Below are 22,233 nucleotides of genomic sequence, written 5' to 3' on the forward strand. Positions count from 1 at the left end.
CCCGCCAGCGCGGCCCAATAGCGACCGCTGAGTTGCCCGCCGCCGGTCGCGTTGTGCGCGAACGCGTATCGCCACGCCTGGGGATGCCAGCCGTAGCCGTCCAGGCCGACCGCCAGATGCAGCTCGGTCATGATCGGACCCCGAGGGTGTCGCCGTCGCGCGTCGTGGTCATAACCCACTGTGCAACGCTGCGGACGGTGATGCATTCCATCACCGGGTTATGTTCAGCGTGAGTAATAGTTCGCCGAGCTCAACCCCGCGCAACGCGCCGATGGGGATTCGATGCAGCGTGGCGAATACCGGCGGTCAGGGCGTGTTCAGCTGGGCTTCACGATCTTTCACAGATCAGATGGAGAAGTCCTCGCCGTGCCAGACACCGGCCTCCGGCGGCCTGATGACGTGATTGCTCTGGGCGCCGTCCGCCCGGGCTTCGAGTCTGGTCACGCGGGTCAGCAGCGACTGCAGGCTGACGCCGACCAGGTCGGGCATCATCGAGTCGTCCGGACTGCCGGGACGGCTGCGGCTGATGACCTGCCCGGGCACCCCGACGACCACCGAGCTCGACGGAACCTCTTTGACCACCACGGCATTGGCGCCGATGCGGCTGTCGTCGCCGATCTTGATCGCGCCCAAGACCTTCGCCCCGGCCCCGATCGTCACCCGATCACCGATGGTGGGATGGCGTTTTCCGGTGTCCCTGCCGCTGCCGCCGAGGGTGACGCCGTGGTAGAGCGTCACGTCCTCGCCCACCTCGGCGGTCTCGCCGATCACCACCCCGGTCGCGTGGTCGATGAAGAGACCTGGACCCAGGACGGCACCGGGATGGATCTCGACGCCGGTCAGGATCCGGGTGATTTCGGCGGTGATGCGCGCGATCAGCCTCGCGCCGCGCTGCCACAGCCAGTGGTTGATGCGGTGACCCCAGATGGCATGCACGCCCGGGTAGGCGAAGATCACCTGCAGCGTGGTCGGGACGGCCGGATCGCGCTCCCGGGCCGCTCGTATGTCACGTCGGATGGCTTCGAGCATGGCTAATCGGCCAGATCGGCGAACAACGGCGTGCTGAGGTACCGCTCGCCGAAGTCGGGCAGCACCACGACGACGAGCTTTCCGGCGTTCTCGGGCCGGCGGGCCACCTGCAGGGCGGCGACCACCGCCGCGCCCGAGGAAATACCGACCAACAGTCCCTCTTCGGCGGCCAGCCGCCGGGCCAGCGCGATGGATTCCTCGTTGCCGACGGCGATCACCTCGTCGACCAGATCCATCGCGAGCACCGGCGGGACGAATCCGGCGCCGAGGCCCTGGATGGGATGCGGGCCCTTCTGTCCGCCGGACAACACCGGGGATGCGGCCGGCTCCACGGCGATGAATTGCGCCGACGGCTTGCGTTCCTTGATCACCTGAGCGACGCCGGTGATGGTGCCGCCGGTGCCCACGCCGGCGACGAAGATGTCGACCTTGCCATCGGTGTCGCGCCACACTTCCTCCGCGGTGGTGGCGCGGTGGATCGCGGGGTTGGCCTTGTTCTCGAATTGCTGTGGCACGAAGTACCGTTGGTCGCTCTTGGCTAGTTCCTCAGCCTTGGCGATGGCACCCGGCATGCCCTCGGAACCCGGCGTCAGAACGATCTCGGCGCCCAAGGCGCGCAACAACATTCGTCGCTCGATGCTCATGGTCTCCGGCATGGTGAGCACGCAGCGGTAGCCGCGGGCCGCGGCCACCAGCGCCAGGGCGATCCCGGTGTTCCCGCTCGTCGGCTCGAGGATGATGGTGTCCGGTTTGATCAGGCCCGCCTGCTCGGCCGCGTCGATCATGGCGACCCCGATGCGGTCCTTGACGCTGTTGCCCGGGTTGAAGAATTCCAGCTTGGCGACGACGTCGGCGACCGCACCTTCGGTGACCCGGTTCAGCCGGACCAGCGGGGTGTTACCGATCAATTCCGTGACGTTCTCCGCGATGCTCATCTACCTATTGTCTCCAACGACGTAGGACCAGGCCTCTGCCTGCCAGCTAATATCGAACTCTATGTTCATCTCGGTCGGGATGGCTAGCGCTACCGGGGTAAAGCGTTGCGACGCTTCATCCAGCGCCACCCCGGTGAGCACGTGTCCATGCAGATCGCCAACCGTTTTCGCGGTGAGCGTTATTCCCGAACTTCCGGGCGCCCGGCGCAGGTAGAAATCCGTGCCGGGTTCGATCGCGCCGGCGAGGGCGAAGCCGTCCGCGTCGACGAGTTCGTGGCCGTCGTTGGTGCTGAGTATCAGCGGGATTCGCACCTGAAACGGCCCGACAAGCCCCGAGTCCGCGGCCGCGTGGTGATCGACCAGTAGGGCTTCCTCGGTTCCGTGAGCGGCGTTTCGCGCCCGCGCCAGCAGGTAGTTGTACAGATGCACGACCTTGTCGGCGTTGCGGTAGTGGCGGGCACCGGTGAGCCGGAAGCTGACGTGCTCGATCCTGGGTGTACCCGTCTCGGAGTGTGCGACCAACCGGTAGTAGCGGTACCCGCGCCCGCCGCGGCCGTGGCTGCTCGAAGACAGTGTGCTGCCCTCGCCCAGCGTGCGCTGATAACGGCCCTCGCCGGGGCTCACGTCCAACTCCGATCCGGAAACCTCTTGCCAGTCAACGCGATTGGCCGATTTCTGCAACCGCACGGTGACGGCGACGTCCGAGGCGGTCCAGACCGAATAGCCGCCGAGCTGAGGTGCACCGTCGAACTCGAACGTGATCACCGGCCCGGCGGACCGGTCAACCGCAACGGGCACGTTGAGCGGCCGGGTGTCCAGTGCCAGGCCATTGGTGAAGAACCAGATCGCGGCCTGCGTGGCCGCGATCGCCTCGTGTTCGTTGATGTTGGCCGCTCCCAGCGGATAACCGGCCTCGCGCACCTGCCGGCTCAACTCGGCCGTGGAGCGCATCGGAAAGGAGTGCCGCAGGATCCAGTCGACCTTGGCCTCGTGGCCGGACGTGCGCAGGTGCGGCAGCGCGGACCAGGTGTCGACGCGGTAGCGCGACGGGTGCTGCGGTGCGATGCCGGTGAAATCCAGCGAGTAGGCGCGCACGTTGGGGTTGAGCCTGATCAGGTCGGTGCGCGCCCAGCTGCCATCGGTGAACACGACGCGATCGACGGTGTGGGAGTACGTTCCACCCCGGTATCGGGTCATGCGGTTGAGCGCGGTGGCCGGTCGGACCACCGAACGCCTGCGGGTCGCCACCGGTGCCAGGGCACGGTTGGGCTCGGACAGAATCGTCATGGGTTGTTGATCTTCCTGAAAGGCTTGCCATGGGCCCGCGTCTGCACGCCGCCGGGCGATGACCCGGCGATACCGCCCTGAAATGGGCTGGCGCGGGGATTTCTACAGCGTCAGAGGGCTTGCGGAAATCAACAACAACAACAACAGCAACAGCAGTCGACGCAGCGCGACGGGACAAAGCGCAGCCGTACGGGGTGTTGCATGTGCCCACTATAGGGCATCGACGCATTACGGCTCGTTTCGCTCAGGTCGGCTCTAAACCTTCTTGGCACGTTCTACAGTTGCCTAGGCTCGGCGCGCGGACCCGCTTCTGGTGGGGGACGATAGATCCGCACGACCCCGGCCGCAGTATTCGCATGAAAGGATCACGATGACGTCGGCTCAAAACGAGTCTCAGACACTTGGCGATCTCGCTGCCAGGCAACTTGCCAACGCGACCAAGACGGTTCCCCAGCTCTCTACGATTACGCCGCGCTGGCTGCTGCACCTCCTCGGCTGGGTTCCGGTGGAAGCCGGCATCTACCGGGTGAACCGGGTGGTCAACCCCGAGCAGGTCGCGATCAAGGCCGAAGCGGGCGCCGGCACGGACGAACCGCTGCCGGAGACCTATGTCGACTACGAGACCAGCCCGCGCGAGTACACGCTGCGAAGCATCTCGACCCTGGTCGACATCCATACCCGGGTGTCCGACCTGTACTCGAGCCCGCACGACCAGATCGCCCAGCAGCTGCGGCTGACGATCGAGACGATCAAGGAACGTCAGGAATTCGAGCTGATCAACAGCCCCGAGTACGGGTTGCTGGCGCAGGCCACGCCCGAGCAGACCATCCAGACGCTCGCCGGTGCGCCCGCGCCCGACGACCTCGACGCCCTGATCACCAAGGTGTGGAAGACGCCCAGTTTCTTCCTCACCCATCCGCTGGGTATCGCCGCGTTCGGCCGGGAAGCCACCTACCGGGGCGTGCCCCCGCCGGTGGTGAGCTTGTTCGGCGCGCAGTTCATTACCTGGCGCGGGATCCCGTTGATCCCGTCGGACAAGGTGCCCGTGGAGGACGGCAAGACCAAGTTCATCCTCGTGCGTACCGGCGAGGAGCGTCAGGGTGTGGTCGGCCTGTTCCAGCCGGGCCTGGTCGGGGAGCAGGCGCCGGGGCTGTCGGTGCGGTTCACCGGCATCAACCAGTCGGCCATCGCGACGTACCTGGTCACCCTGTACACGTCGCTGGCTGTCCTGACCGATGACGCGCTCGCCGTGCTCGACGACGTCGCCGTGGACCAGTTCCATGAGTACAAGTGAGTACCGAGCGGTAGACGCGGAAAGCGACCTGCCTATCAGCGCTGCGGAACTCGCGGCGCTGGCCAGTCAGCTGTATGCGGCCAGCATCCGGCCGGGCCTGGACAGTCCACCGCAATCGGCGCCGGTCGCCCCGCGCGGCAACGTGCCCGATGCCACGGCGGCGACGTCGGCCGGGCAGGCTGCGGCCGGCACGGCCGACGTCTACCCCGGACCGGTCCCGCTGGTCGGTGGCCACGACGTCTACGTTCCGGCTCCCACGTCCGGTGCGCCGGAAGCCCCGCCGCAGACCGTGCCGGTGGCCCCGCGCGGCAGTGCGCCGGATGCCACGGCGGCGACGTCGGCCGGGCAGGCGGGAACGGCCGCCGCCGACGTGTTCGCGTCGCCGATTCCGCAGCTGAATTTCTCCGACATCTATCAACCGGCACCGACATCGGGCGAACCCGAGGCCCCGCCGCAGACCGTGCCGGTGGCCCCGCGCGGTTCGGTGCCATCCATGACCGCCGCGCCGTGGTTCGGCGGCGAGCCGATTGCGTTCGCGGTGCCCGGCGGAATCGTGCCCACGGTGCCCGGTGTGTTGGCCGGGACGACACCGGCCGTGCCCGCCGGCTCGCGCGGTTCGGCACCGTCGTGGCTGCCCGATGCGCCGGCCGTCACCGACCTGGGCTGGTCTGACGCGCCCGCGCCGGCACCGAACACACCGGCCGGTGACGAGAAGGACTACCACTTCCTGACCAAAGCCGCTCCCGTGCCGCAGCTTTCGGACGAGCACGAAATATTCGACGTCAACGCGATCCGGGCGGACTTCCCGATCCTGAAAGAGATCGTCAACGGCAAACCGCTCATCTGGTTCGACAACGCGGCGACCACGCAAAAGCCGCACGTTGTGATCGATCGGCTGTCGCACTTCTACGCCCACGAGAACTCGAATATCCACCGCGCCGCGCACGAATTGGCGGCCCGGGCCACCGACGCCTACGAGGAGGCCCGCGACACGGTAGCCGATTTCATCGGCGCGCCGAGCTCCGAGAACATCGTGTTCGTGCGCGGCACCACCGAGGCGATCAACCTGGTGGCGCATGCATGGGGCGGCAAGCACTTGCAGCCCGGCGACGAGATCGTGATCACGCACCTCGAGCACCACGCCAATATCGTTCCCTGGCAGCTGATTTCGCAGAAGACCGGTGCGATCCTGAAGGTGGCCCCGATCGATGATGCGGGCAACCTGCTGCTGAACGAGTTCGAGGAGCTACTGGGCCCGCGGACCAAGCTAGTGGCCGCAAGCCAGGTGTCCAACGCATTGGGCACGGTTGTACCGGTGGACAAGATCGTCGAGCTGGGCCACCGCTACGGCGCGCGAGTGCTGATCGATGGCGCCCAGTCGATTCAGCACATCCCGATCGATGTCGCCGAGCTCGGTGCGGACTTTTTCGTGTTCTCTGGACACAAGATTTATGGCCCCACCGGAATCGGTGCCCTCTACGGCACCGAGGAGGCGCTGACCGAGACGCCCCCGTGGCAGGGCGGCGGTCATATGATCGCCGACGTCACGCTGGACCGGTCGCTGTACCAGGGGCCGCCGACCAAGTTCGAGGCCGGCACCGGCAACATCGCCGACGCGGTCGGGCTGACCGAGGCGCTGCGTTACGTGCAACGGTTGGGCGTCGAGCGGATCGCCGCCTACGAGCACGCCTTGCTCGAGTACGCCACGCCGCGGCTGGCCGACATTCCGGGTGTGCGTCTGGTGGGTACCGCCCAGGAGAAGGCCAGCGTGCTGTCGTTCGTGCTGGCCGGCCACGAGCCGCTCGAGGTGGGCAAGGCGCTCAACGCCGAGGGCATCGCGGTGCGGGCGGGCCATCACTGCGCGCAGCCCGCGCTGCGGCGGCTGGGCCTGGAGGCCACGGTTCGCCCGTCGTTCGCGTTCTATAACACGTTCGAAGAGATCGACGTGTTCCTGAAGGCGGTGCGCCGGATCGCCGAGGGCGGTACCAACGTCGGCTGACGGTCGGCATGCCGAGCGCCCGCCCAGCCGGGCGTTGGGGTTCGAGCGCCCGCCCAGCCGGGCGCATAGCGCAATGCGATTGGGGCGCTGAACCCTCTGAACCCTTAGGCTGTTGCGCCCCAACCGAACACGCGTGACGTCAGCAGCACGATGCCGAGTGAGACCGTGGCGACGACGGTGAGCCCGATGACCGCGACCACCAGCGGCCGCCACCCGGTGCGCGCGATCGCACGGATATCGGTGTTGAGCCCCACACCGGCAAAGGTCAGCAGGAACGCCCATTTCGAGGCGTTGGCGAGGTTGGCGGTTTGTCCCTTCGTCAGCCAGCCGGCGGTGGCGATCGCCGAGACCGCCAGGAAGCCGAGCACGAATTTGGGGAACTTGTTCCAGACGAACGCGGCCTTGGCCCTGGCGCCCCGCGCGATCTCGTCGGCTTGCCCCCGACCCGCCCAAAACAGCGCGAAGCCCAGCACGACGAACCCGATCAGCGCGTTGCGGGTCGACTTCACCAGCACCGCGATCTTGCCGGCATGGTCGGAGTACAGGTATCCGGTGGCGGTGGTCTCGGCCGTGTTGTCCACCGAAAGCCCGGCCCACAAACCGAATTCGTGGTCGCTGAGACCGATCGCATGGCCCAGAGGCGGCAGCACGAACAGTGACACCGCGCCCAGCGCCAGGATCGCCGCGATCGCGTAGCTGACATCGGAGTTACGGGCCCGGATCGCGCCCTTGGCCGCCACGATGGCCGATACCCCGCAGATGGACGTGCCTATCGCCAGCAGCGAGCCGAGCTTGCCCGACAACCCGAACGCTCGGGCCACGACGATGATGATCGTTCCGGCAATGGTCATGTCGACGAGGATCTGCACCAGGCTGATCCCGCCGAGCTTGGCGATATCGCCCAGCACGAATCGCGAACCAAGCGCCACGATCCCGATTTTGAGCCAGAATTCGTAGGTCAGCACGCCGGGACGAAATATCGGGTGCAGGCCGATGGTGTTGGTGATGAGCAACCCGATCACGATCGCCCACAACACATATTCGATGTCGGGCACGGTCCAGTGCTGGTGCTTGGCCAGCGCGTTCCACCAGATCTGGGCGTACTTGCCTAACACCCCGACGCCGATCAGCAGCAAGATGCCGGGCACATAGTCGAGCGGACGTGTGCTGGTGAAGGTTGCTTCATCCGACGTTTCGTCGGGCTCCACCTGGACCGTGCTCACGCCGGTCACCAGGGGATCTTCGGGAGCACGTTGGCCACGGCCAATGCGACGATCACACCCGCCACCGCGGTCGCCCACCAGTCCACCGACACCGAACCGAGCCGGGCCGACCAATCCGGCCGCTGCGACGCGTCGGGGTCCCTTCCGTCAGATGGCACGCCTTCACCCACGATGACCGCTCCTCAAGCGCCCATGGCGGCGTCTCCCAGCCGCACCGTCGACTCCGAATGGTGGCGTCCGTGCGCGTCACATCCAAGTGATTGACTCGGGCTGAATTTAGCTCTGCCGGTCGATCAGGTTGGTAGGCCGTGCTTCTCGGCGTCGACGCGGTAGCGGTCAACCCACTCGTCGGAGCGTTGGTCGGCCTGGCGCTCCAGCACGGGCTCGGGAGCCAGCTGCGGGTCCAGCCCCAACGCCTCCAGGATGGAACCCACCACCTGAGTCAGGTTGCGCCACAACACCGGATACGAGATGTCCACCGGCTCGATGCCTTCTTCGGCGAACCAGTTGCGCCAGCCCTCTTCCTGCGCGCGCAGCATGGTGACAACGTGGGCGATCGCTCCTGCGTGATAGGTGGCGCGGGCGTCCCGCACCGGATCGGGCCTGCCCCGCCAGACGCGCGTCTGCACCGCGCGCCAGAACGACACCGCCTGCGAGATCACATCGGGCCGGTACACGTGAATCAGCAGCGGCTGCTCGCCCACCACGTCGGTGATCGCCGCCAGTAGGCCGTCGCCGCTGCGATCCGGCAGGTTCTTGGCCCGGTCCAGCAGCAGCGGCGTCTGGTTCCACATCAGCTTGCCGCCCCACACCCCGTTGGGTGTCCGTCCGACCGTGCGGATGTAGGCGCGCCAGATTTCGGGCGGCGCCAGGTCCGGCGTCCCGACGTCCAGCGGGTCGAGCAGGCTCAGGATCGACTCGTCCTCGATGCCCGCGAACCACTCCCGCGGTTGCGGGGACTGGCTGGTGGACGGGAGGTATTGGAAGAACTCCTGTGGCTCGCCGGCCACGCCGGTGGCGCGCAGCGATTCGACCAGCAGCGTGCTGCCGCTGCGCTGCGACGCCAACACCAGGTATGACGACGGGCTCTTTGTCACCGGCAGAGTGTATCCAGAACCAGCAATTCTTATCCGGAGGAGCGCGATTACGGTCAGGCTGAAGGAAACCCTTGCCTCGAAGCCGACTTACCCGGACCGTGGCGTTCGGCGACGACAGCCGAACGGGACGGTGGCCGTGGGTGCTCATCTGGTTTCGGAGCGGACGGACAGCCGCGTCAGCGGCGCGTGCCGTGCTGTGTTGAGAAACGCTGCGTCGCAATCTGTTTCGGGCGGCCATTCGGGATTACCCGTCGCTCGATCCCGCCGGTTGCGTGCGCCACCGGCCGACCATCGGTCCTTCTGCCGGAAGCCGCCGCGCGGCCCCCACGTCAGGCCGAGGCCGAGCATTCACGCAGGCTGAGGGCCTGCCGATCCCCGTGGGCGATAGGAATGTCGGCCGGAGCCCATCGGCCGTTGCCCACATTTCTTCTTCTTGATTACAAACCTGATGCCGGGCATCCCTTTGCCCGTACATTCCCTCATCTATGCGCTCGAACAGACGCGGCGCAGGTAAACAGTGTTGTTCGCTTCCGGGTCAGCGAATTACGAACATATAAACGCCGTTACGAATTGGGGGTCGGGTTGAGTCAAGGACCGCCATTGGGTTGGGCAAGCGGCGTGAACGCGACGACCCTCGCGAAGCCCATGAACGCGCTGGGCCAATTCTTTCTGCTCAGCGCAGAGGCGTTGGTTGCCGCGGTACGCGGGCCCTGGGCGTGGCGTGAGGTCCTCGAGCAGATTTGGTTCGTCGCCCGGGTTTCCATCTTTCCGACCATCATGCTGTCGATTCCGTACACGGTGCTGATCGTGTTCGTCCTCAACATCCTGCTCGTCGAAATCGGTGCCGGCGACCTTTCCGGTGCCGGTGCCGGACTGGCCTCGGTCACCCAGGTCGGACCCGTCGTCACCGCGATGGTCGTCTCGGGCGCCGGGTCGACGGCCATGTGCGCGGACCTGGGCGCGCGCACCATCCGCGAGGAAATCGATGCGATGAAGGTGATCGGCGTCAATCCGATTCAGGCGCTGGTGGTTCCGCGCATCATCGCGGCGACGTTCGTCGCGGTCCTGCTGTACTCGGTGGTTGCGGTGACCGGGTTGACCGGCAGCTACATCTTCGTGGTCTTCGTCCAGCACGTCACGCCCGGTGCGTTCATCGCGGGAATGACCCTGGTGACCGGGCTGCCGCAGGTGGTGATCTCGCTGATCAAGGCGACCCTGTTCGGGCTGTCCGCCGGCCTGATCGCGTGCTACAAGGGCCTGTCGGTGGGCGGTGGCCCGACCGGCGTCGGCAACGCGGTGAACGAGACCGTGGTGTTCTCGTTCATGGCCCTGTTCTTCATCAACATCCTGACCACCGCGCTGGGTGTGAAGGTGACCGCCAAATGACCGACGCCGCGCGCGAACCGTCCTGGTTCGTCACCCTTGGCCCCCGGCTGACGGATTCCACCCGCAAGCTGGGCGAGCAGACCGCGTTCTACGGGCAATCCCTGACCGCCACCGTCGATGCGATACGGCGCTACCCGAACGAACTACTGCGGCTGATCGCCGAGATGGGCATGGGCACAGGCGCATTGGCCGTCATCGGCGGCACGGTCGGCATCATCGGCTTTCTCACGCTGACCACCGGCGCGCTCGTCGCGGTGCAGGGATACGACACACTGTCCAACATCGGCGTCGAAGCGCTGACCGGGTTTCTCTCGGCGTTCTTGAACGTCCGGATGATCGCGCCCTGCACGGCCGGTCTGGCCCTGGCCGCCACGATCGGCGCGGGCGCGACGGCGCAACTGGGCGCGATGCGCATCAACGAGGAGATCGACGCGCTGGAAGTCATGGGCATCCGGGCGGTCACATATCTGGCTTCCACCCGGATCATCGCCGGCATCCTGGTCGTCATCCCGCTGTACGCCGTCGCCGTGCTGATGTCGTTCGTGGCGGCGAAGTTCCTGACGATCTACGTGTACGGCCAGTCACGCGGCGTCTACGAGCATTACTTCGCAACCTTTTTGCGACCCACCGACCTGTTCTGGTCGTTCCTGGCGGCGCTGACCATGGCGGCCGGGGTGATGGTGGTGCACACCTACTACGGCTTCACCGCGACGGGTGGCCCGGCGGGCGTCGGGGAAGCGGTTGGCCGGTCGGTGCGGTCGTCGATGATCGTCACGGCGTTCGTGTGCCTGATGATCTCGCTGTCCGTCTACGGCCAGTCCGGCAACTTCAATCTGTCGGGGTGACCGGATGAGTGATCACACGGCCGGCGGGCCATTCCAGCGAAACAGGACCCGCAGCAGCAAGATTGACCCGATCTGGTGGGCGCCCACGCTGTTCATCCTCATCGGGGGTCTGATCGCGATGACGGCGGCCTCGTTCTCGGGAAAGTTCCAGGACTTCGTCCCGCTCACGGTGGTGTCGGACCGCGCGGGGCTGGTGATGGAAGACGGCGCCAAGGTCAAGCTGCGCGGTGTCCAGGTCGGCCAGGTCGCGTCCATCGGCACCGACGTGAAAACGGCTCGGCTGCAACTGAAGATACAACCGGACGCCTTCAAGTATCTGCCGAGCAACCTCGAGGCCGAGATCAAGTCGACCACCGCGTTCGGCTCCAAATTCGTCGACCTGATCGTTCCCGACCATCCCAGCGCCGCGTCGCTGAAGCCTGGCGCGCTGCTGCACTCGCGTAACGTCACCGTGGAAGTCAACACGGTGTTCGAGAACCTGCAGGCGGTGGTCCAGGCGCTCGACCCGGCAAAGCTGAACTCGATCCTGTCGGCCTTCGCGCAATCGGTGCGCGGCAAGGGTGAACGTATCGGACAGGCGATCACCGACGCCAATAATGTGCTCCTCACCGTCAACCCGCGCATGGATACCATCGGAAAGGACTGGCGGCTGTTCGGCAAGACCACCGCCATCTATTCCGATGCGGCACAGAACATCCTGTCCATCCTGGATTCCGCGACGACGACCAGCGCCACCATCACCGACGACCAGCGTTCGCTGGACTCGCTGTTGCTGGCGGCGATCGGCTTCAGCCAGACCGGCATCAACGTGATCGGCCGCAACGAATCGAACATCGTGCGGTCGATGAACTTGCTCGACCCGACCATGGCGCTGCTGGAGAAATACTCCCCGACCTACACGTGCCTTTTCCAGGGCGCGCAATGGTATGTCGATCACGGCGGACGAGACGCGTTGGGCGGCAACGGTTACTCCGTGATCCTGGACGCGGCACTGCTTTTCGGCGACGATCCGTACCGCTTCCCGAAGCATCTGCCCAAGGTCAACGCCACCGGTGGACCGGGCGGCAAGCCCAGCTGCGGTTCGCTGCCCGACCCCAGCGCGAACTTCCCGGTGCGCGCGCTGGTCACCGATACCGGGTGGGGGGCGGCCCCCAACGAGATCCGCACCAACGTGGCCGCGGGTAATCCGTGGTGGGCCAACTGGTTCCCGACCACCAAGAACCCGCCGGAAGGGCCCCGGTACTTCTGGCGCGGGGGACAGCCGCCGCCATGAGAAGGAAACTCTCCAGCATCCTCCTGCGGGTCGGGATCTTCACCGCGGTCTGCCTGCTGTTCACCTTCGCGCTCGTCGCCGTGTTCGGGCAGTTGCGCTTCGAGGACCGCACCGGCTATCGCGCGATCTTCACCAACGTCTCCGGGCTGAAGTCCGGCAACTTCGTGCGCATCGCCGGGGTGGAAGTCGGCAAGGTCGGCGACCTGAGCCTGCACCGTGACGGCACGGTCGCCGTCGACTTCGAAGTGGACAAGGGCGTGCGCCTGACTGAGGGCACCAAGGCCGCCGTGCGCTACGAAAACCTGATCGGTGACCGCTATCTCGCGCTCGAGGAGAGCCCCGGGCCGCCGCGCCGGCTGCCGCCGGGCGCGACCATTCCGTTGGCACGGACGTCGCCCGCGCTCGACCTCGACGCCCTGATCGGTGGCTTCCGCCCGCTGTTCCGCGCGTTGGACCCCGATCAGGTCAACGCCCTGTCGGGCCAACTGTTGCGGATCTTCCAGGGGCAGGGCGGGACGCTGGCCTCGGTGCTGTCCCAAACGTCGATCCTGACCTCGACCCTGGCCGGGCGCAGCGAGCTGATCGGCCAGCTGATCACCAACCTCAACACCGTGCTGCACACCTTCGCCACCCGCGACCACGAATTCTCCGATGGCGTGGACAAGCTGGCCCAGCTGGTGGACGGGCTGGCGCAGCGCAGGAACGACATCTCCACCGGGCTCGCCTACATCAACGCGGCCGCGGGCTCGATCACCGACCTGCTCGCCCAGTCCCGCCAGCCCATCAAAGACGTTGTGCACGAGACGGATCGGGTGTCCGGGCAGGTGCTCTCCGACAAAGAGTACGTCGACAAACTGCTCACGGACCTGCCGGACATCTACCAGGTGCTCGCCCGGCAGGGCCTCAACGGCGACTATTTCGGCTTCTACTTCTGCGAGGTATTGCTCAAGCTGAACGGTAAGGGGGGCAATCCGATCTTCGTCAAGCTGTTGGGCCAGCCCAGCGGGCGGTGCACGCCGCGATGAAGCCGAAACTGCCCAAGGTCAAATCGGCCGATCAGCGAAACCCTTTCGTGCTCGGTGTGATGGGAACCGTCATCCTGGCCTGCGTGACCATCGTCGCCTTCCAGTACAACAAGCTGCCGTTCATCAAGAACACCGACGACTACGCGGCCTACTTCTCCGAGGCCGGTGGCATCAAACCCGGTAATACCGTCCGGGTTTCGGGCATGGGCGTGGGCCGGGTCTCCGACCTCCGCCTGGAGGGCACCACGGTCCGTGTCGGCTTCACCGTGCGCAAGGGTGTCGAGCTGGGCGACCGCACCGAGGCGGCGATCAAAACCGAGACGATCCTGGGCGCCAAAATGCTCGAGCTGACTCCGCGTGGCAACGGGCAACTGTCGGGCACCATCCCGTTGGAACGCACCACCTCGCCGTACGAACTGCCCGATGCGCTGGGCGACCTGACGACCACCATCAGCGGCCTGGACACCGCCCAACTGTCAACGGCCCTCACGACATTGGCCGACACCCTCAAAGCGACACCGTCCAACCTGCGGCCCGCCCTGGAGGGTGTGGCCCGGTTCTCCGACACCCTCAACGGCCGCGACGCGCAGCTGCGCAGCCTGCTGGGCAACGCCAACAAAGTCTCGGCAGTGCTGGGCAAGCGCAGCCAGCAGATCGCCGGACTGGTGGCGAACTCCAACGCCCTGTTGGCCGCGCTGCTCGATGAGCGAGACTCACTGGACGCTTTGATGAACAACCTGACCGCGGTTTCGCATCAGATCTCCGGGCTCGTGAACGACAACCGAACCCAGCTCAAACCGGCCCTCGACAAGCTCAACGGCGTGCTGGAGATCCTGGACAACCGCAAGGAAGACATTCAGAAGACGCTGCCCAAGTTCAAGCGGTATGCGATGTCCTTCGGCGAATGCCTGGGCTCCGGACCGTTTTTCAAGGCCTACGTGGCCAACCTGGTTCCCGGCCAGATCGGCGGCCCGGTGCTCGACGCGGACATGTATGACCGATTCCTGGACCCCAACCAGAAGCTGCCGTCGGAAGCGGTCGACCCGCCCACCGGCACGCCGCCCGTGCCGCCGCAGGACGCGCCGGTGCCGCTGTGGTCCCAGCCGCCGTCGCCACCCCCGTCGACGCCGCCCATCCGGACCGTTCCGCCGCCCTCGCCACACGATTTCGATTCGCCATGAACGTGACTCGAGGCACCCTGCGCAAAGCGACCGCCGCCAGCCTGATCCTGACCCTGGCCGTGGCGTCGTTCCTGGTCGGCGACAAACTGTGGAAGGACGTCGAAAAGAACACGTACTCGGCGTATTTCGCGGAGGCCAACGGCCTGTTCGTCGGCGACGAGATTCGCATCCTCGGTGTCGCCGTCGGCGTGGTCGACAAGATCGAACCGCAGCCGGCCAGTTCCAAGGTGACGTTCTCGGTCGACAAGCAGTATTCGATCCCGGCCGATGCCCGCGCCGCCATCCTGTCGCCGTCGCTGGTGACCTCGCGGGCCATCCAGCTCGTCCCGGCCTATTCCGGCGGGCCCAAGTTGGGCGCCGGCGCCTCGATTCCGCTGAGCCGCACCGCGGTTCCGGTGGAATGGGACGACTTCCGCAAGCAGCTGGAGAAGCTGACCGACGCCCTGCAACCCACCAGCCCGGGCGGCGTCAACTCCGTCGGTGAGTTCATCGACTCGGCCGCGGACAACGTGCGTGGCCAGGGCGACACCGCACGTGACACCGTCATCAAGCTCTCCGAGGCGACCTCGGCGCTCGGTGATCACGCCGACGACATCTTCAGCACCGTGCGCAACCTGCAGCTGCTGGTGTCGGCGCTGTATTCCAGCAGCGACCTGCTGGCGTCGTTCAACCAGAACCTGGCGAGCGTGACGACGCTGCTGTCGAACACCCCCAACGAAGTCGGCAACGCCTTGAAGTCCCTGGACGGGGCGCTCACGGATGTGCGCGATTTCCTGGTCGAGAACCGCGAAGCGGCGGGCGTCACGTTCGACCGGTTGGGTTCCATCACCACCGCCCTCAACGACAGCCGCGGCGACATCAAGCAGATCCTGCACATCGCCCCGACGGTGTTCCAGAACTTCCTGAACATCTACCAGCCGGCGCAGAGCGCGATGACCGGCATCCTGGCGCTGAACAACTTCGCCGACATCCCGCAGTTCATCTGCAGTTCGATCGAGGCGGCGTCGCGGGCGCGGTTGGCCCGGGTGTCGAAACTGTGCCTGCAGTACCTCAACCCGATCATCAAAAACCGTATCTACAACTACATTCCGGTGGGCATCAACCCCTTCGTCGGCACGCAGGCGCGGCCCAGCGAGATCACCTACAGCGAGGACTCGCTGCGGCCCGGGTACACGCCCCCGCCACCGCCGGACGCACCCGCGCCGCCCGAGGCCGCCCCGGTGCCGCCCCCCGAGCAGCCCGCGCTTGCCGATCAGCCGCCACCCGCCGAGCCACCGCCGGCGAACACGTCGTCCAACTCGATCGAGGTGCTGCAGAACCTGATGCTTCCCACGGGGCCATCATGAGGCGCGCGGTAGCCGCTGCCCTTGGTGTGGTATGCGTCGCATCGTTGTCGGCGTGCGGCTGGCGCGGCCTGAATTCGTTCAGCCTGCCCGGCACCGCGGGTGGGGGACCCGGCTCGTACACAATCCAGGCGCAGATGCCCGATGTGGTCACGATTCAGGAGAACACCCGAGTCCGGGTGGACGACGTCAACGTCGGCAACGTCACCAAGATCGAGCTGCAGGATTGGCACGCGCTGGTCACCATGCGGATCAACGGCGATGTGCACCTGCCCGCCAATTCGACCGCCAAGCTCGGGCAGACCAGCCTGCTCGGTTCGATGCACATCGAACTCGCGCCGCCCAAAGACGAGCGGCCGGTCGGCCAACTCCAGGCGGGGTCGGTCATCCCGCTGTCGCGCGCCAGCCTGTATCCCACCACCGAGCAGACGCTGGCCTCGGTGTCGATCCTGCTCAACGGCGGCGGAATCGGGCAGCTGCAGGAGATCACCCAGGCCGTTGCCAAGGCATTCGCCGGCCGCGAGAACGACATGCGCAGCCTGCTGAGCCAGATCGACGAGTTCATCGCCAAAACCAACGACCAGACCGACGACATCATCACCGCCGCCGAGAATCTCAACGCGTTGGCCGGGCAGGTCGGCGCCAACGATCCCGTCGTCGACAAAGCGCTGACGTCCGTACCCAAGGCGCTGGACGTTCTGGCCAAGGAGCGCGCGAAGATCGCCGACACGATCGATCAGGTCGGCAAATTCAGCGCGATCGCCGCCGACACCATCCACCAGAGCCGGGAATCGCTGGTGAACAACCTGCGCAACATCGCACCGGTGCTGCGGTCGCTCGCCGACGCGGGACCCTCGCTCACCAAGGGACTCGACGGCCTGGCGACCTACCCGTGGCCGGCATCCACCGTGCGGAACTGGTTCCGCGGCGACTACGCCAACCTCACCCTGGTCGTCGATCTGACGTTGAGCCGCATCGACCAGGGGCTGTTCACCGGCTCGCGCTGGGAAGGCAACCTCACCCAACTCGAACTGCAGTGGGGCCGCACCATCGGCATGCAGCCGAGTCCGGTCACCGGGGGCAACCCGCTGACCTATCCCTATCACTTCGGGGGGTACTGAGTGCTGCGGTTGAATCGCCGGACGTGGATCCAGTTGTCAATCCTGACGCTGGTGACCGTCGTTTCTTGTGGCGCAATGGCATTCAACTTCATGAAGCTGCCCGCCACCTTGTTCGGGATCGGCGAGTACAAGGTCACGGTCGACCTGCCGCAATCGGGCGGGCTCTACGAGACCTCGGTGGTCACCTACCGTGGTACCGATGTGGGGCAGGTGAAGTCGGTCGGCGTGACCGCCACCGGGGTGCGCGCGGTGCTGGCCCTCCGGTCGGGAGTCAAGGTGCCCTCCGATGTGCAGGCGTCGGTGCACAGCCGTTCGGCGATCGGTGAGCAGTACATCGAGCTGACGCCCCAGCCCGGCAAGGAGGACGGCCAACATTCCCGGACGCTGCGCGACGGCGACGTCATCACGGCCGGACATGTCGACGTTCCCGTCGACATCGGGCACCTGCTCGACATGACCAACCGTGCGCTGCAAGCGATTCCCCGGGACAACTTGCGCACCGTGATCGACGAGACCAATCGCGCGGTCGGCGGCCACGGTCCGGAACTGTCCCGCATCGTCGACGGGTCGACCGCGCTGGCCATCGCGGGCGGCCGGACCGTCGACCCGCTTGCCGCCCTCATCGACCAAGCGCCGCCGGTGCTCGACTCGCAGGTGCAGACATCCGGAGCGATCGCCACCTGGGCCGGCCGCACCGCGGCCGTCATGGCGCAGTTCAAGGCGCAGGACGCCGCTGTGCGAGATCTGTTGACGCAGGGTACGTCCGGCATCGAGGAAGGCCGCGCGATGCTGGACCGGGTGTCGCCGGCGTTGCCGGTGCTGTTCGCCAACCTGGTGAGCCTCGGCGATATCGCCGTCGTCTACCGCCACGACATCGAACAACTCCTGGTGCTGTTGCCGCAGGGCATCGCGGCCATGGCGGCGATCATCGTGCCGAGCTCGAATACCAAGCAGGAGTATCGGGGCGCCCAGTTGGACTTCAACCTCAACCTCAACCTGCCGCCGCCCTGCACGACGGGATACCTGCCGCCGGCGCAGCGGCGGTCGCCGGCCAGCGTCGACGCTCCGGACCGGCCCGCCGCCGACCTGTATTGCCGGGTGCCGCAGGATTCCGAGTTCAATGTCCGTGGCGTGCGCAACATTCCGTGTGAGAGCAAACCGTGGAAGCGCGCGCCCACCGTAGAACTGTGCGAAAGCGACGAAGATTACGTGCCGCTCAACGAGGGCTACAACTGGAAGGGCGACCCCAATGCCACCACCAGCGGTCAGGGCGTCCCGCAGTATCCACCGGGCCAGGATCCGCGGCTGCCACCGCCGCGGGGCACCGCGCCACCGCCCGCGCCCGTAGCGGTTGCCACCTATGACCCGGCCACCGGCGAATACATCGGACCGGACGGGCGCCGCTACACCGAGTCGGACCTGGCGCACCCCCGCGCCAAGAGCTGGCAATCACTACTTGTCCCGCAACCCTGACAGTTTGAAGGAGCACCATGGCGGACAAACCCGATACCTCGGAGGAAAACGTCGACGAGTCAACGACACTCGACGTCGAAGACCTCGACGCGGCCGACACCGAGGACGCTGAAAAGATCGAAGACGGCGACGACGGTGGGAGCCCACCCGCGGGCAGGCTCGCGCGGTGGCGCGAGATTGCCGGGCGCCGACGGCTTTCGCGCACCGGATCGGCGTTGGTGGCCAGCGGCCTCATCGTGGCGACGCTGGCCGGCCTGAGCGGCTGGCTCGGGTACCGCGCCTACCAAAAGCACGACGCCCAGGCCCGGCAGGGCCTGTACGTCGCGACGGCCCGCCAGGGCGCGGTGAACCTCACCACGATCAACTACACCCAGGTGGACGCCGACGTGCAGCGGATCCTCGATCTGGCCACGGGCGCGTTCCGGGACGACTTCGAGCAGCGGTCCAAGCCGTTCATGGAGGTTGTCAAGGCGGCGCAGTCGAAATCGGAAGGGACGGTCACCGATGCCGGACTGGAATCCCAACACGGCGACTCCGCCCAGGTTTTGGTGGCGGTCGCGGTGAAGTCGCGCACCGCCGGGGGCGAAGAGGCGCCGCGGGAATGGCGCATGCGAATTGAGGTCCGATCCGTCGGCGATGACGCCAAAGTTTCCAACGTGGTGTTCGTGCCATGACGACACTGAAGGAAGACGTGAACGTCGATACCACCGACGAGGAACTGGGCTCGGCAACCCAAGGCGCGCAACAGGAATCCGGTGCCACCGAATCCTCCGCCGAGGTGCAGCCGAAGGCCGAGCGGCCACGGCGCCCCATCGTGTGGTCGCGGCTGTTCGCCTATGGGATCTTGCCCGCCCTGGCACTGGTGTTGGCCCTCGGCGCGGGGTACCTCAAGTGGTCGGCGGGGGCGGTGGACGATCTCGCACGGGCCCGGGCCGAATCGGTGCAGGCCGCCCGCGACGACGCGGTCATCTTGTTGACCTATCACGCCGACACGGTGGACAAGGACCTCGCCGCGGCGCGCGAACGACTCACCGGTGAGTTCAAGGATGCCTACGCCGAGCTGACCCGCCAGGTCGTCGTGCCCGGCGCCAAGGAGAAGCACATCTCGTCGGTCGCCAAAGCCAATGCGGCGGCGTCCGTTTCGGCGACCACAAATCACGCGGTGGCGCTGGTGTATGTCGACCAGACGGTGACCATCGGTGCGGGCGCCCCCACCGACACCCAGCCCGTCGTGCGGGTGACCCTGGACAAGGTCAACGACCGGTGGCTGGTGTCGCGCTTCGACCCCGTGTGAGCCGAGGAACCGCCATGAAAGCTTCGCTACCCCGCTGGTTGGCCGCGGGCATCGTTCTCTTGGGCACCGCCATCGTGGCGGCTCCCGCCGTGCAGGCCGACAACAAACGGCTCAACAGCGCGGTCGTGTCCGCCGTCTACACCCTGCAGCACCAGGCGGGCTGCACGAACGACGTCATCAGGAACAACGCGCTCACACTCGCCGCCGAGTGGCACGCCGACGATATGATCAACAACCGGAACATCAACGACGACACCGGTTCCGACGGCTCGACGCCACAAGATCGCGCCAACGCCGCGGGCTTCCGTGGCAGGGCCGCCGAGACGGTGGCCATCAACCCGGCCATCGCCATCAGCAGCCTGGAACTGGTCAACCAGTGGTATTACAACCCGGACGACATGGCGATCATCCGCGATTGCGCCAACACCGCCATCGGAGTGTGGTCGGACAACAGCATGGACCGCACCGTGGTGGTGGCGGTGTACGGGCAACCGGAACAGCCCAAACGGTAAGCGGCAGAAGAAAGTTACTCCGGGGAGGCGTTCGATGATCTTCACGCAGCACTATCTGAGTTGCCTGTCGCAGGCGTCCTACTTCATCGGGGACGAGAGCAGCGGGCGCGCGGTCGTCGTCGACCCGCGCCGAGACATCGGCATTTATCTCGACCAAGCGGCCGAGCATGGGCTTCGCATCGAGCGGGTCATTGAGACGCACATCCATGCCGACTTCCTCAGTGGTCACCTGGAGTTGGCAGAAGCCACCGGGGCGGTGATCTCCTACGGGCAGGACGCCGACGTTGAGTTCTCGATCGACCCGCTACACGATGGACAGCGAATCTCCTTGGGCGAGGTGACGTTCGAGGTGCTATCGACTCCGGGGCACACCCCGGAGTCGATATGCATCGTGGTCTACGAGCATCCTGGCGACGAGCTGCCCTACGGCGTGCTCACCGGCGACACGCTGTTCGTCGGCGACGTCGGGCGGCCGGATCTCTGCTCGTCCGCGGGCATCACCGCCGAACAGCTCGCCGAGTCGCTCTATCGGTCCTTGCACGACAAGCTGCTCGCATTGCCCGACGCTACGCGGGTGTTCCCCGCGCACGGCGCCGGATCGTCATGCGGCAAGCAACTTTCGAGCGAAACCAGTTCGACCATCGGCGAGCAGAAGAAGAGCAACTACGCGCTGAACAAGCCCGACGTGCACGCATTCATCGCCGCGGTCACCGACGGCCAATCGGTGCAGCCGCCCTACTTTGAGTTCGACTCCAAACGCAACACGGAGGCGCATCCACTGCTCGATGACGACCCGCCGCCGCTGCTGGACATCGACGACGTGCTGCGCCACGCGAAGCGGGGAGCGGTCCTCCTGGACACTCGGGGGCCCAGCGACTATGCGTCCGGCCACCTGCGCGGTGCCGTCAACGTCAGCCTGCAGGGCCGCTTCGCCGAATGGGCCGGCAACGTGCTGTCCCCGGATCGCGACATCGTGCTGGTCGGTGATCCCGTGCACGCGCGTGAATCCAAGATCCGGCTTGCCCGAGTAGGTTTCGACCGGGTGGTCGGCCAGTTGCGCGGGCTCGCCCAGGTTGTCACCGGGCGGGGCGATCTCGTGTCGGCCGCTTCCCGGTTGAGCGTCCATCAACTCGCCGGAATGCGCGAGGCGAACCCCCGGCTGCAGGTGGTGGACGTGCGGGGGCCCGGCGAAGTGGAGGAAGGGGCCATCCCCGGTGCGAGTGTGATTCCGCTACCGGCGCTGAAGGATTCGTTGTCGAAGATCGATCAGAGCGCACCCGTCGTCGTGTACTGCGCAAGCGGTATCCGCTCGATGGTGGCCGCCAGCGTGCTGCGGGCGTCCGGCTACGGCGACGTGTCGGACGTGCTGGGCGGCTACGGCGCCTGGACGGGGGCCGAACTGCCGATCGAAGACGTCAGCGCCGAGCCCTCGGCGTCGAGCGCGGACAAGACCGCCTCGGGATCCGATGTGGCGCCGCGGTTGTAGGGCAGCTTGGACAGTGCCGTAGCCATCGCGCACGTGTTCGTGAGGGCAGCGAAAGTCAGCCCGGCCCCGATCGCGGCCGCCACCCATTTGAGCCGGGGGAGTGCGGCGCTGCCCAGCACCGAGGACAGCACGACGGATCCGGCGACGAGGCGCACCTGACGTTCGAGCTCCCACCGCTGCGTGCCGCGGTCGACGGCGAAACCCTGTCCCTCCCAGTCGATGATTCCGTTCTCGAGGACGCGCCCGCCGGTCAGTCCCGCGTCGCGCAGCAGAGCGTGGGCCTTGTTCGAGCGTTGTCCGGAGCGGCACACGAGCACGATGTCGCGCCCGTTGCCGAGGCGCCGGACGATGTCGCGGGCGCGGTTTTCGAGCACGTCGAGCGGCACGTTGTGAGAGTCCGCGATGTGTGCGGTCTCGAACTCGGCGGGGG

21 protein-coding genes and 1 pseudogene are annotated in these 22,233 nt (G+C 66.5%); 14 read left to right on the forward strand and 8 right to left on the reverse strand.

Features of this window, described 5'->3' with window-relative positions; translation table 11 throughout:
- From A5708_RS26565 to A5708_RS00225, 4 genes and pseudogenes are all read right to left on the reverse strand, one after another.
- Nucleotides 1–131, reverse strand: a pseudogene (locus A5708_RS26565) (FMNH2-dependent monooxygenase); the annotation flags it as partial.
- Nucleotides 132–345: 214 nt separating this feature from the next.
- Nucleotides 346–1,029 carry a serine O-acetyltransferase gene (gene cysE / locus A5708_RS00215; protein WP_065026696.1) on the reverse strand — a complete coding sequence of 228 codons (684 nt, stop codon included), beginning with the start codon at nucleotides 1,027–1,029 and terminating at the stop codon, nucleotides 346–348.
- Between the two features lie 2 nt (nucleotides 1,030–1,031).
- Nucleotides 1,032–1,964: a cysteine synthase A gene (cysK, locus tag A5708_RS00220; protein ID WP_065026697.1), complete on the reverse strand. Its 933-nt coding sequence runs from the start codon at nucleotides 1,962–1,964 to the stop codon at nucleotides 1,032–1,034.
- Nucleotides 1,965–3,251, reverse strand: coding sequence for a TQXA domain-containing protein (locus tag A5708_RS00225; protein WP_065026698.1), 1,287 nt, complete (start codon nucleotides 3,249–3,251; stop codon nucleotides 1,965–1,967).
- 370 nt (nucleotides 3,252–3,621) lie between these two features.
- Between A5708_RS00225 and A5708_RS00230 the strand changes: the two genes are divergently transcribed.
- Both A5708_RS00230 and A5708_RS00235 read left to right on the forward strand, forming a co-directional pair.
- Complete coding sequence (locus A5708_RS00230; RefSeq protein ID WP_065026699.1) at nucleotides 3,622–4,545, forward strand: family 2A encapsulin nanocompartment shell protein; 924 nt, start codon at nucleotides 3,622–3,624, stop codon at nucleotides 4,543–4,545.
- A complete protein-coding gene (locus tag A5708_RS00235) occupies nucleotides 4,532–6,544 on the forward strand; it encodes a family 2A encapsulin nanocompartment cargo protein cysteine desulfurase (protein ID WP_065026700.1) in 2,013 nt (670 codons plus the stop codon). Before A5708_RS00230 ends, A5708_RS00235 begins: the two co-directional genes overlap by 14 nt.
- Nucleotides 6,545–6,648: 104 nt before the next feature.
- Here A5708_RS00235 and A5708_RS00240 read toward each other — a convergent pair whose 3' ends face one another.
- The 3 genes from A5708_RS00240 to stf0 form a co-directional block, all read right to left on the reverse strand.
- A complete protein-coding gene (locus tag A5708_RS00240) occupies nucleotides 6,649–7,779 on the reverse strand; it encodes a YeiH family protein (protein ID WP_065026713.1) in 1,131 nt (376 codons plus the stop codon).
- Nucleotides 7,773–7,937 carry a hypothetical protein gene (locus A5708_RS26570; RefSeq protein ID WP_155765823.1) on the reverse strand — a complete coding sequence of 55 codons (165 nt, stop codon included), beginning with the start codon at nucleotides 7,935–7,937 and terminating at the stop codon, nucleotides 7,773–7,775. The genes A5708_RS00240 and A5708_RS26570 overlap by 7 nt, the downstream gene beginning before the upstream one ends.
- A gap of 123 nt (nucleotides 7,938–8,060) precedes the next feature.
- Nucleotides 8,061–8,864, reverse strand: coding sequence for a trehalose 2-sulfotransferase (gene stf0, locus A5708_RS00245; RefSeq protein WP_065026701.1), 804 nt, complete (start codon nucleotides 8,862–8,864; stop codon nucleotides 8,061–8,063).
- A gap of 618 nt (nucleotides 8,865–9,482) precedes the next feature.
- Here stf0 and A5708_RS00250 point away from each other — a divergent pair.
- The 12 genes from A5708_RS00250 to A5708_RS00305 are packed head-to-tail and all read left to right on the forward strand — an operon-like array spanning nucleotide 9,483 to nucleotide 21,803.
- Nucleotides 9,483–10,250 (forward strand): MlaE family ABC transporter permease, encoded by a 768-nt coding sequence (locus tag A5708_RS00250; protein WP_065026702.1) that lies wholly within the window; start codon nucleotides 9,483–9,485, stop codon nucleotides 10,248–10,250.
- Nucleotides 10,247–11,095 (forward strand): ABC transporter permease, encoded by an 849-nt coding sequence (locus tag A5708_RS00255; protein WP_065026703.1) that lies wholly within the window; start codon nucleotides 10,247–10,249, stop codon nucleotides 11,093–11,095. The genes A5708_RS00250 and A5708_RS00255 overlap by 4 nt, the downstream gene beginning before the upstream one ends.
- Before the next feature lie 4 nt (nucleotides 11,096–11,099).
- Nucleotides 11,100–12,368: an MCE family protein gene (locus tag A5708_RS00260; protein ID WP_065026704.1), complete on the forward strand. Its 1,269-nt coding sequence runs from the start codon at nucleotides 11,100–11,102 to the stop codon at nucleotides 12,366–12,368.
- The gene (locus A5708_RS00265) at nucleotides 12,365–13,393 is read left to right on the forward strand and encodes an MCE family protein (RefSeq protein ID WP_065026705.1); all 1,029 of its coding nucleotides are present in this window, start codon (nucleotides 12,365–12,367) and stop codon (nucleotides 13,391–13,393) included. The genes A5708_RS00260 and A5708_RS00265 overlap by 4 nt, the downstream gene beginning before the upstream one ends.
- Nucleotides 13,390–14,574 carry an MCE family protein gene (locus A5708_RS00270; RefSeq protein ID WP_155765824.1) on the forward strand — a complete coding sequence of 395 codons (1,185 nt, stop codon included), beginning with the start codon at nucleotides 13,390–13,392 and terminating at the stop codon, nucleotides 14,572–14,574. The genes A5708_RS00265 and A5708_RS00270 overlap by 4 nt, the downstream gene beginning before the upstream one ends.
- Entirely contained in the window at nucleotides 14,571–15,920 is a 1,350-nt protein-coding gene (locus A5708_RS00275) for an MCE family protein (protein WP_065026706.1), read from the forward strand. Before A5708_RS00270 ends, A5708_RS00275 begins: the two co-directional genes overlap by 4 nt.
- Nucleotides 15,917–17,038: a virulence factor Mce family protein gene (locus tag A5708_RS00280; RefSeq protein ID WP_065026707.1), complete on the forward strand. Its 1,122-nt coding sequence runs from the start codon at nucleotides 15,917–15,919 to the stop codon at nucleotides 17,036–17,038. The genes A5708_RS00275 and A5708_RS00280 overlap by 4 nt, the downstream gene beginning before the upstream one ends.
- Nucleotides 17,039–18,511: an MCE family protein gene (locus A5708_RS00285; protein ID WP_065026708.1), complete on the forward strand. Its 1,473-nt coding sequence runs from the start codon at nucleotides 17,039–17,041 to the stop codon at nucleotides 18,509–18,511.
- Nucleotides 18,512–18,528: 17 nt separating this feature from the next.
- Nucleotides 18,529–19,185, forward strand: a complete 657-nt coding sequence (locus tag A5708_RS00290; protein WP_065026709.1) for an Mce protein — start codon at nucleotides 18,529–18,531, stop codon at nucleotides 19,183–19,185.
- A complete protein-coding gene (locus A5708_RS00295) occupies nucleotides 19,182–19,805 on the forward strand; it encodes a hypothetical protein (protein WP_155765825.1) in 624 nt (207 codons plus the stop codon). Before A5708_RS00290 ends, A5708_RS00295 begins: the two co-directional genes overlap by 4 nt.
- A 14-nt stretch (nucleotides 19,806–19,819) precedes the next feature.
- Entirely contained in the window at nucleotides 19,820–20,317 is a 498-nt protein-coding gene (locus A5708_RS00300) for a CAP domain-containing protein (protein WP_065026710.1), read from the forward strand.
- 34 nt (nucleotides 20,318–20,351) lie between these two features.
- Nucleotides 20,352–21,803, forward strand: coding sequence for an MBL fold metallo-hydrolase (locus tag A5708_RS00305; protein ID WP_065026711.1), 1,452 nt, complete (start codon nucleotides 20,352–20,354; stop codon nucleotides 21,801–21,803).
- Here the strand turns inward: A5708_RS00305 and A5708_RS00310 are convergent.
- A partial coding sequence (locus tag A5708_RS00310) for a rhodanese-like domain-containing protein (protein ID WP_065026712.1) occupies nucleotides 21,692–22,233 on the reverse strand: 542 nt, incomplete at its 5' end. The genes A5708_RS00305 and A5708_RS00310 overlap by 112 nt on opposite strands.

This window comes from Mycobacterium colombiense (assembly GCF_001672755.1).
GTDB lineage: Bacteria > Actinomycetota > Actinomycetes > Mycobacteriales > Mycobacteriaceae > Mycobacterium > Mycobacterium colombiense_C.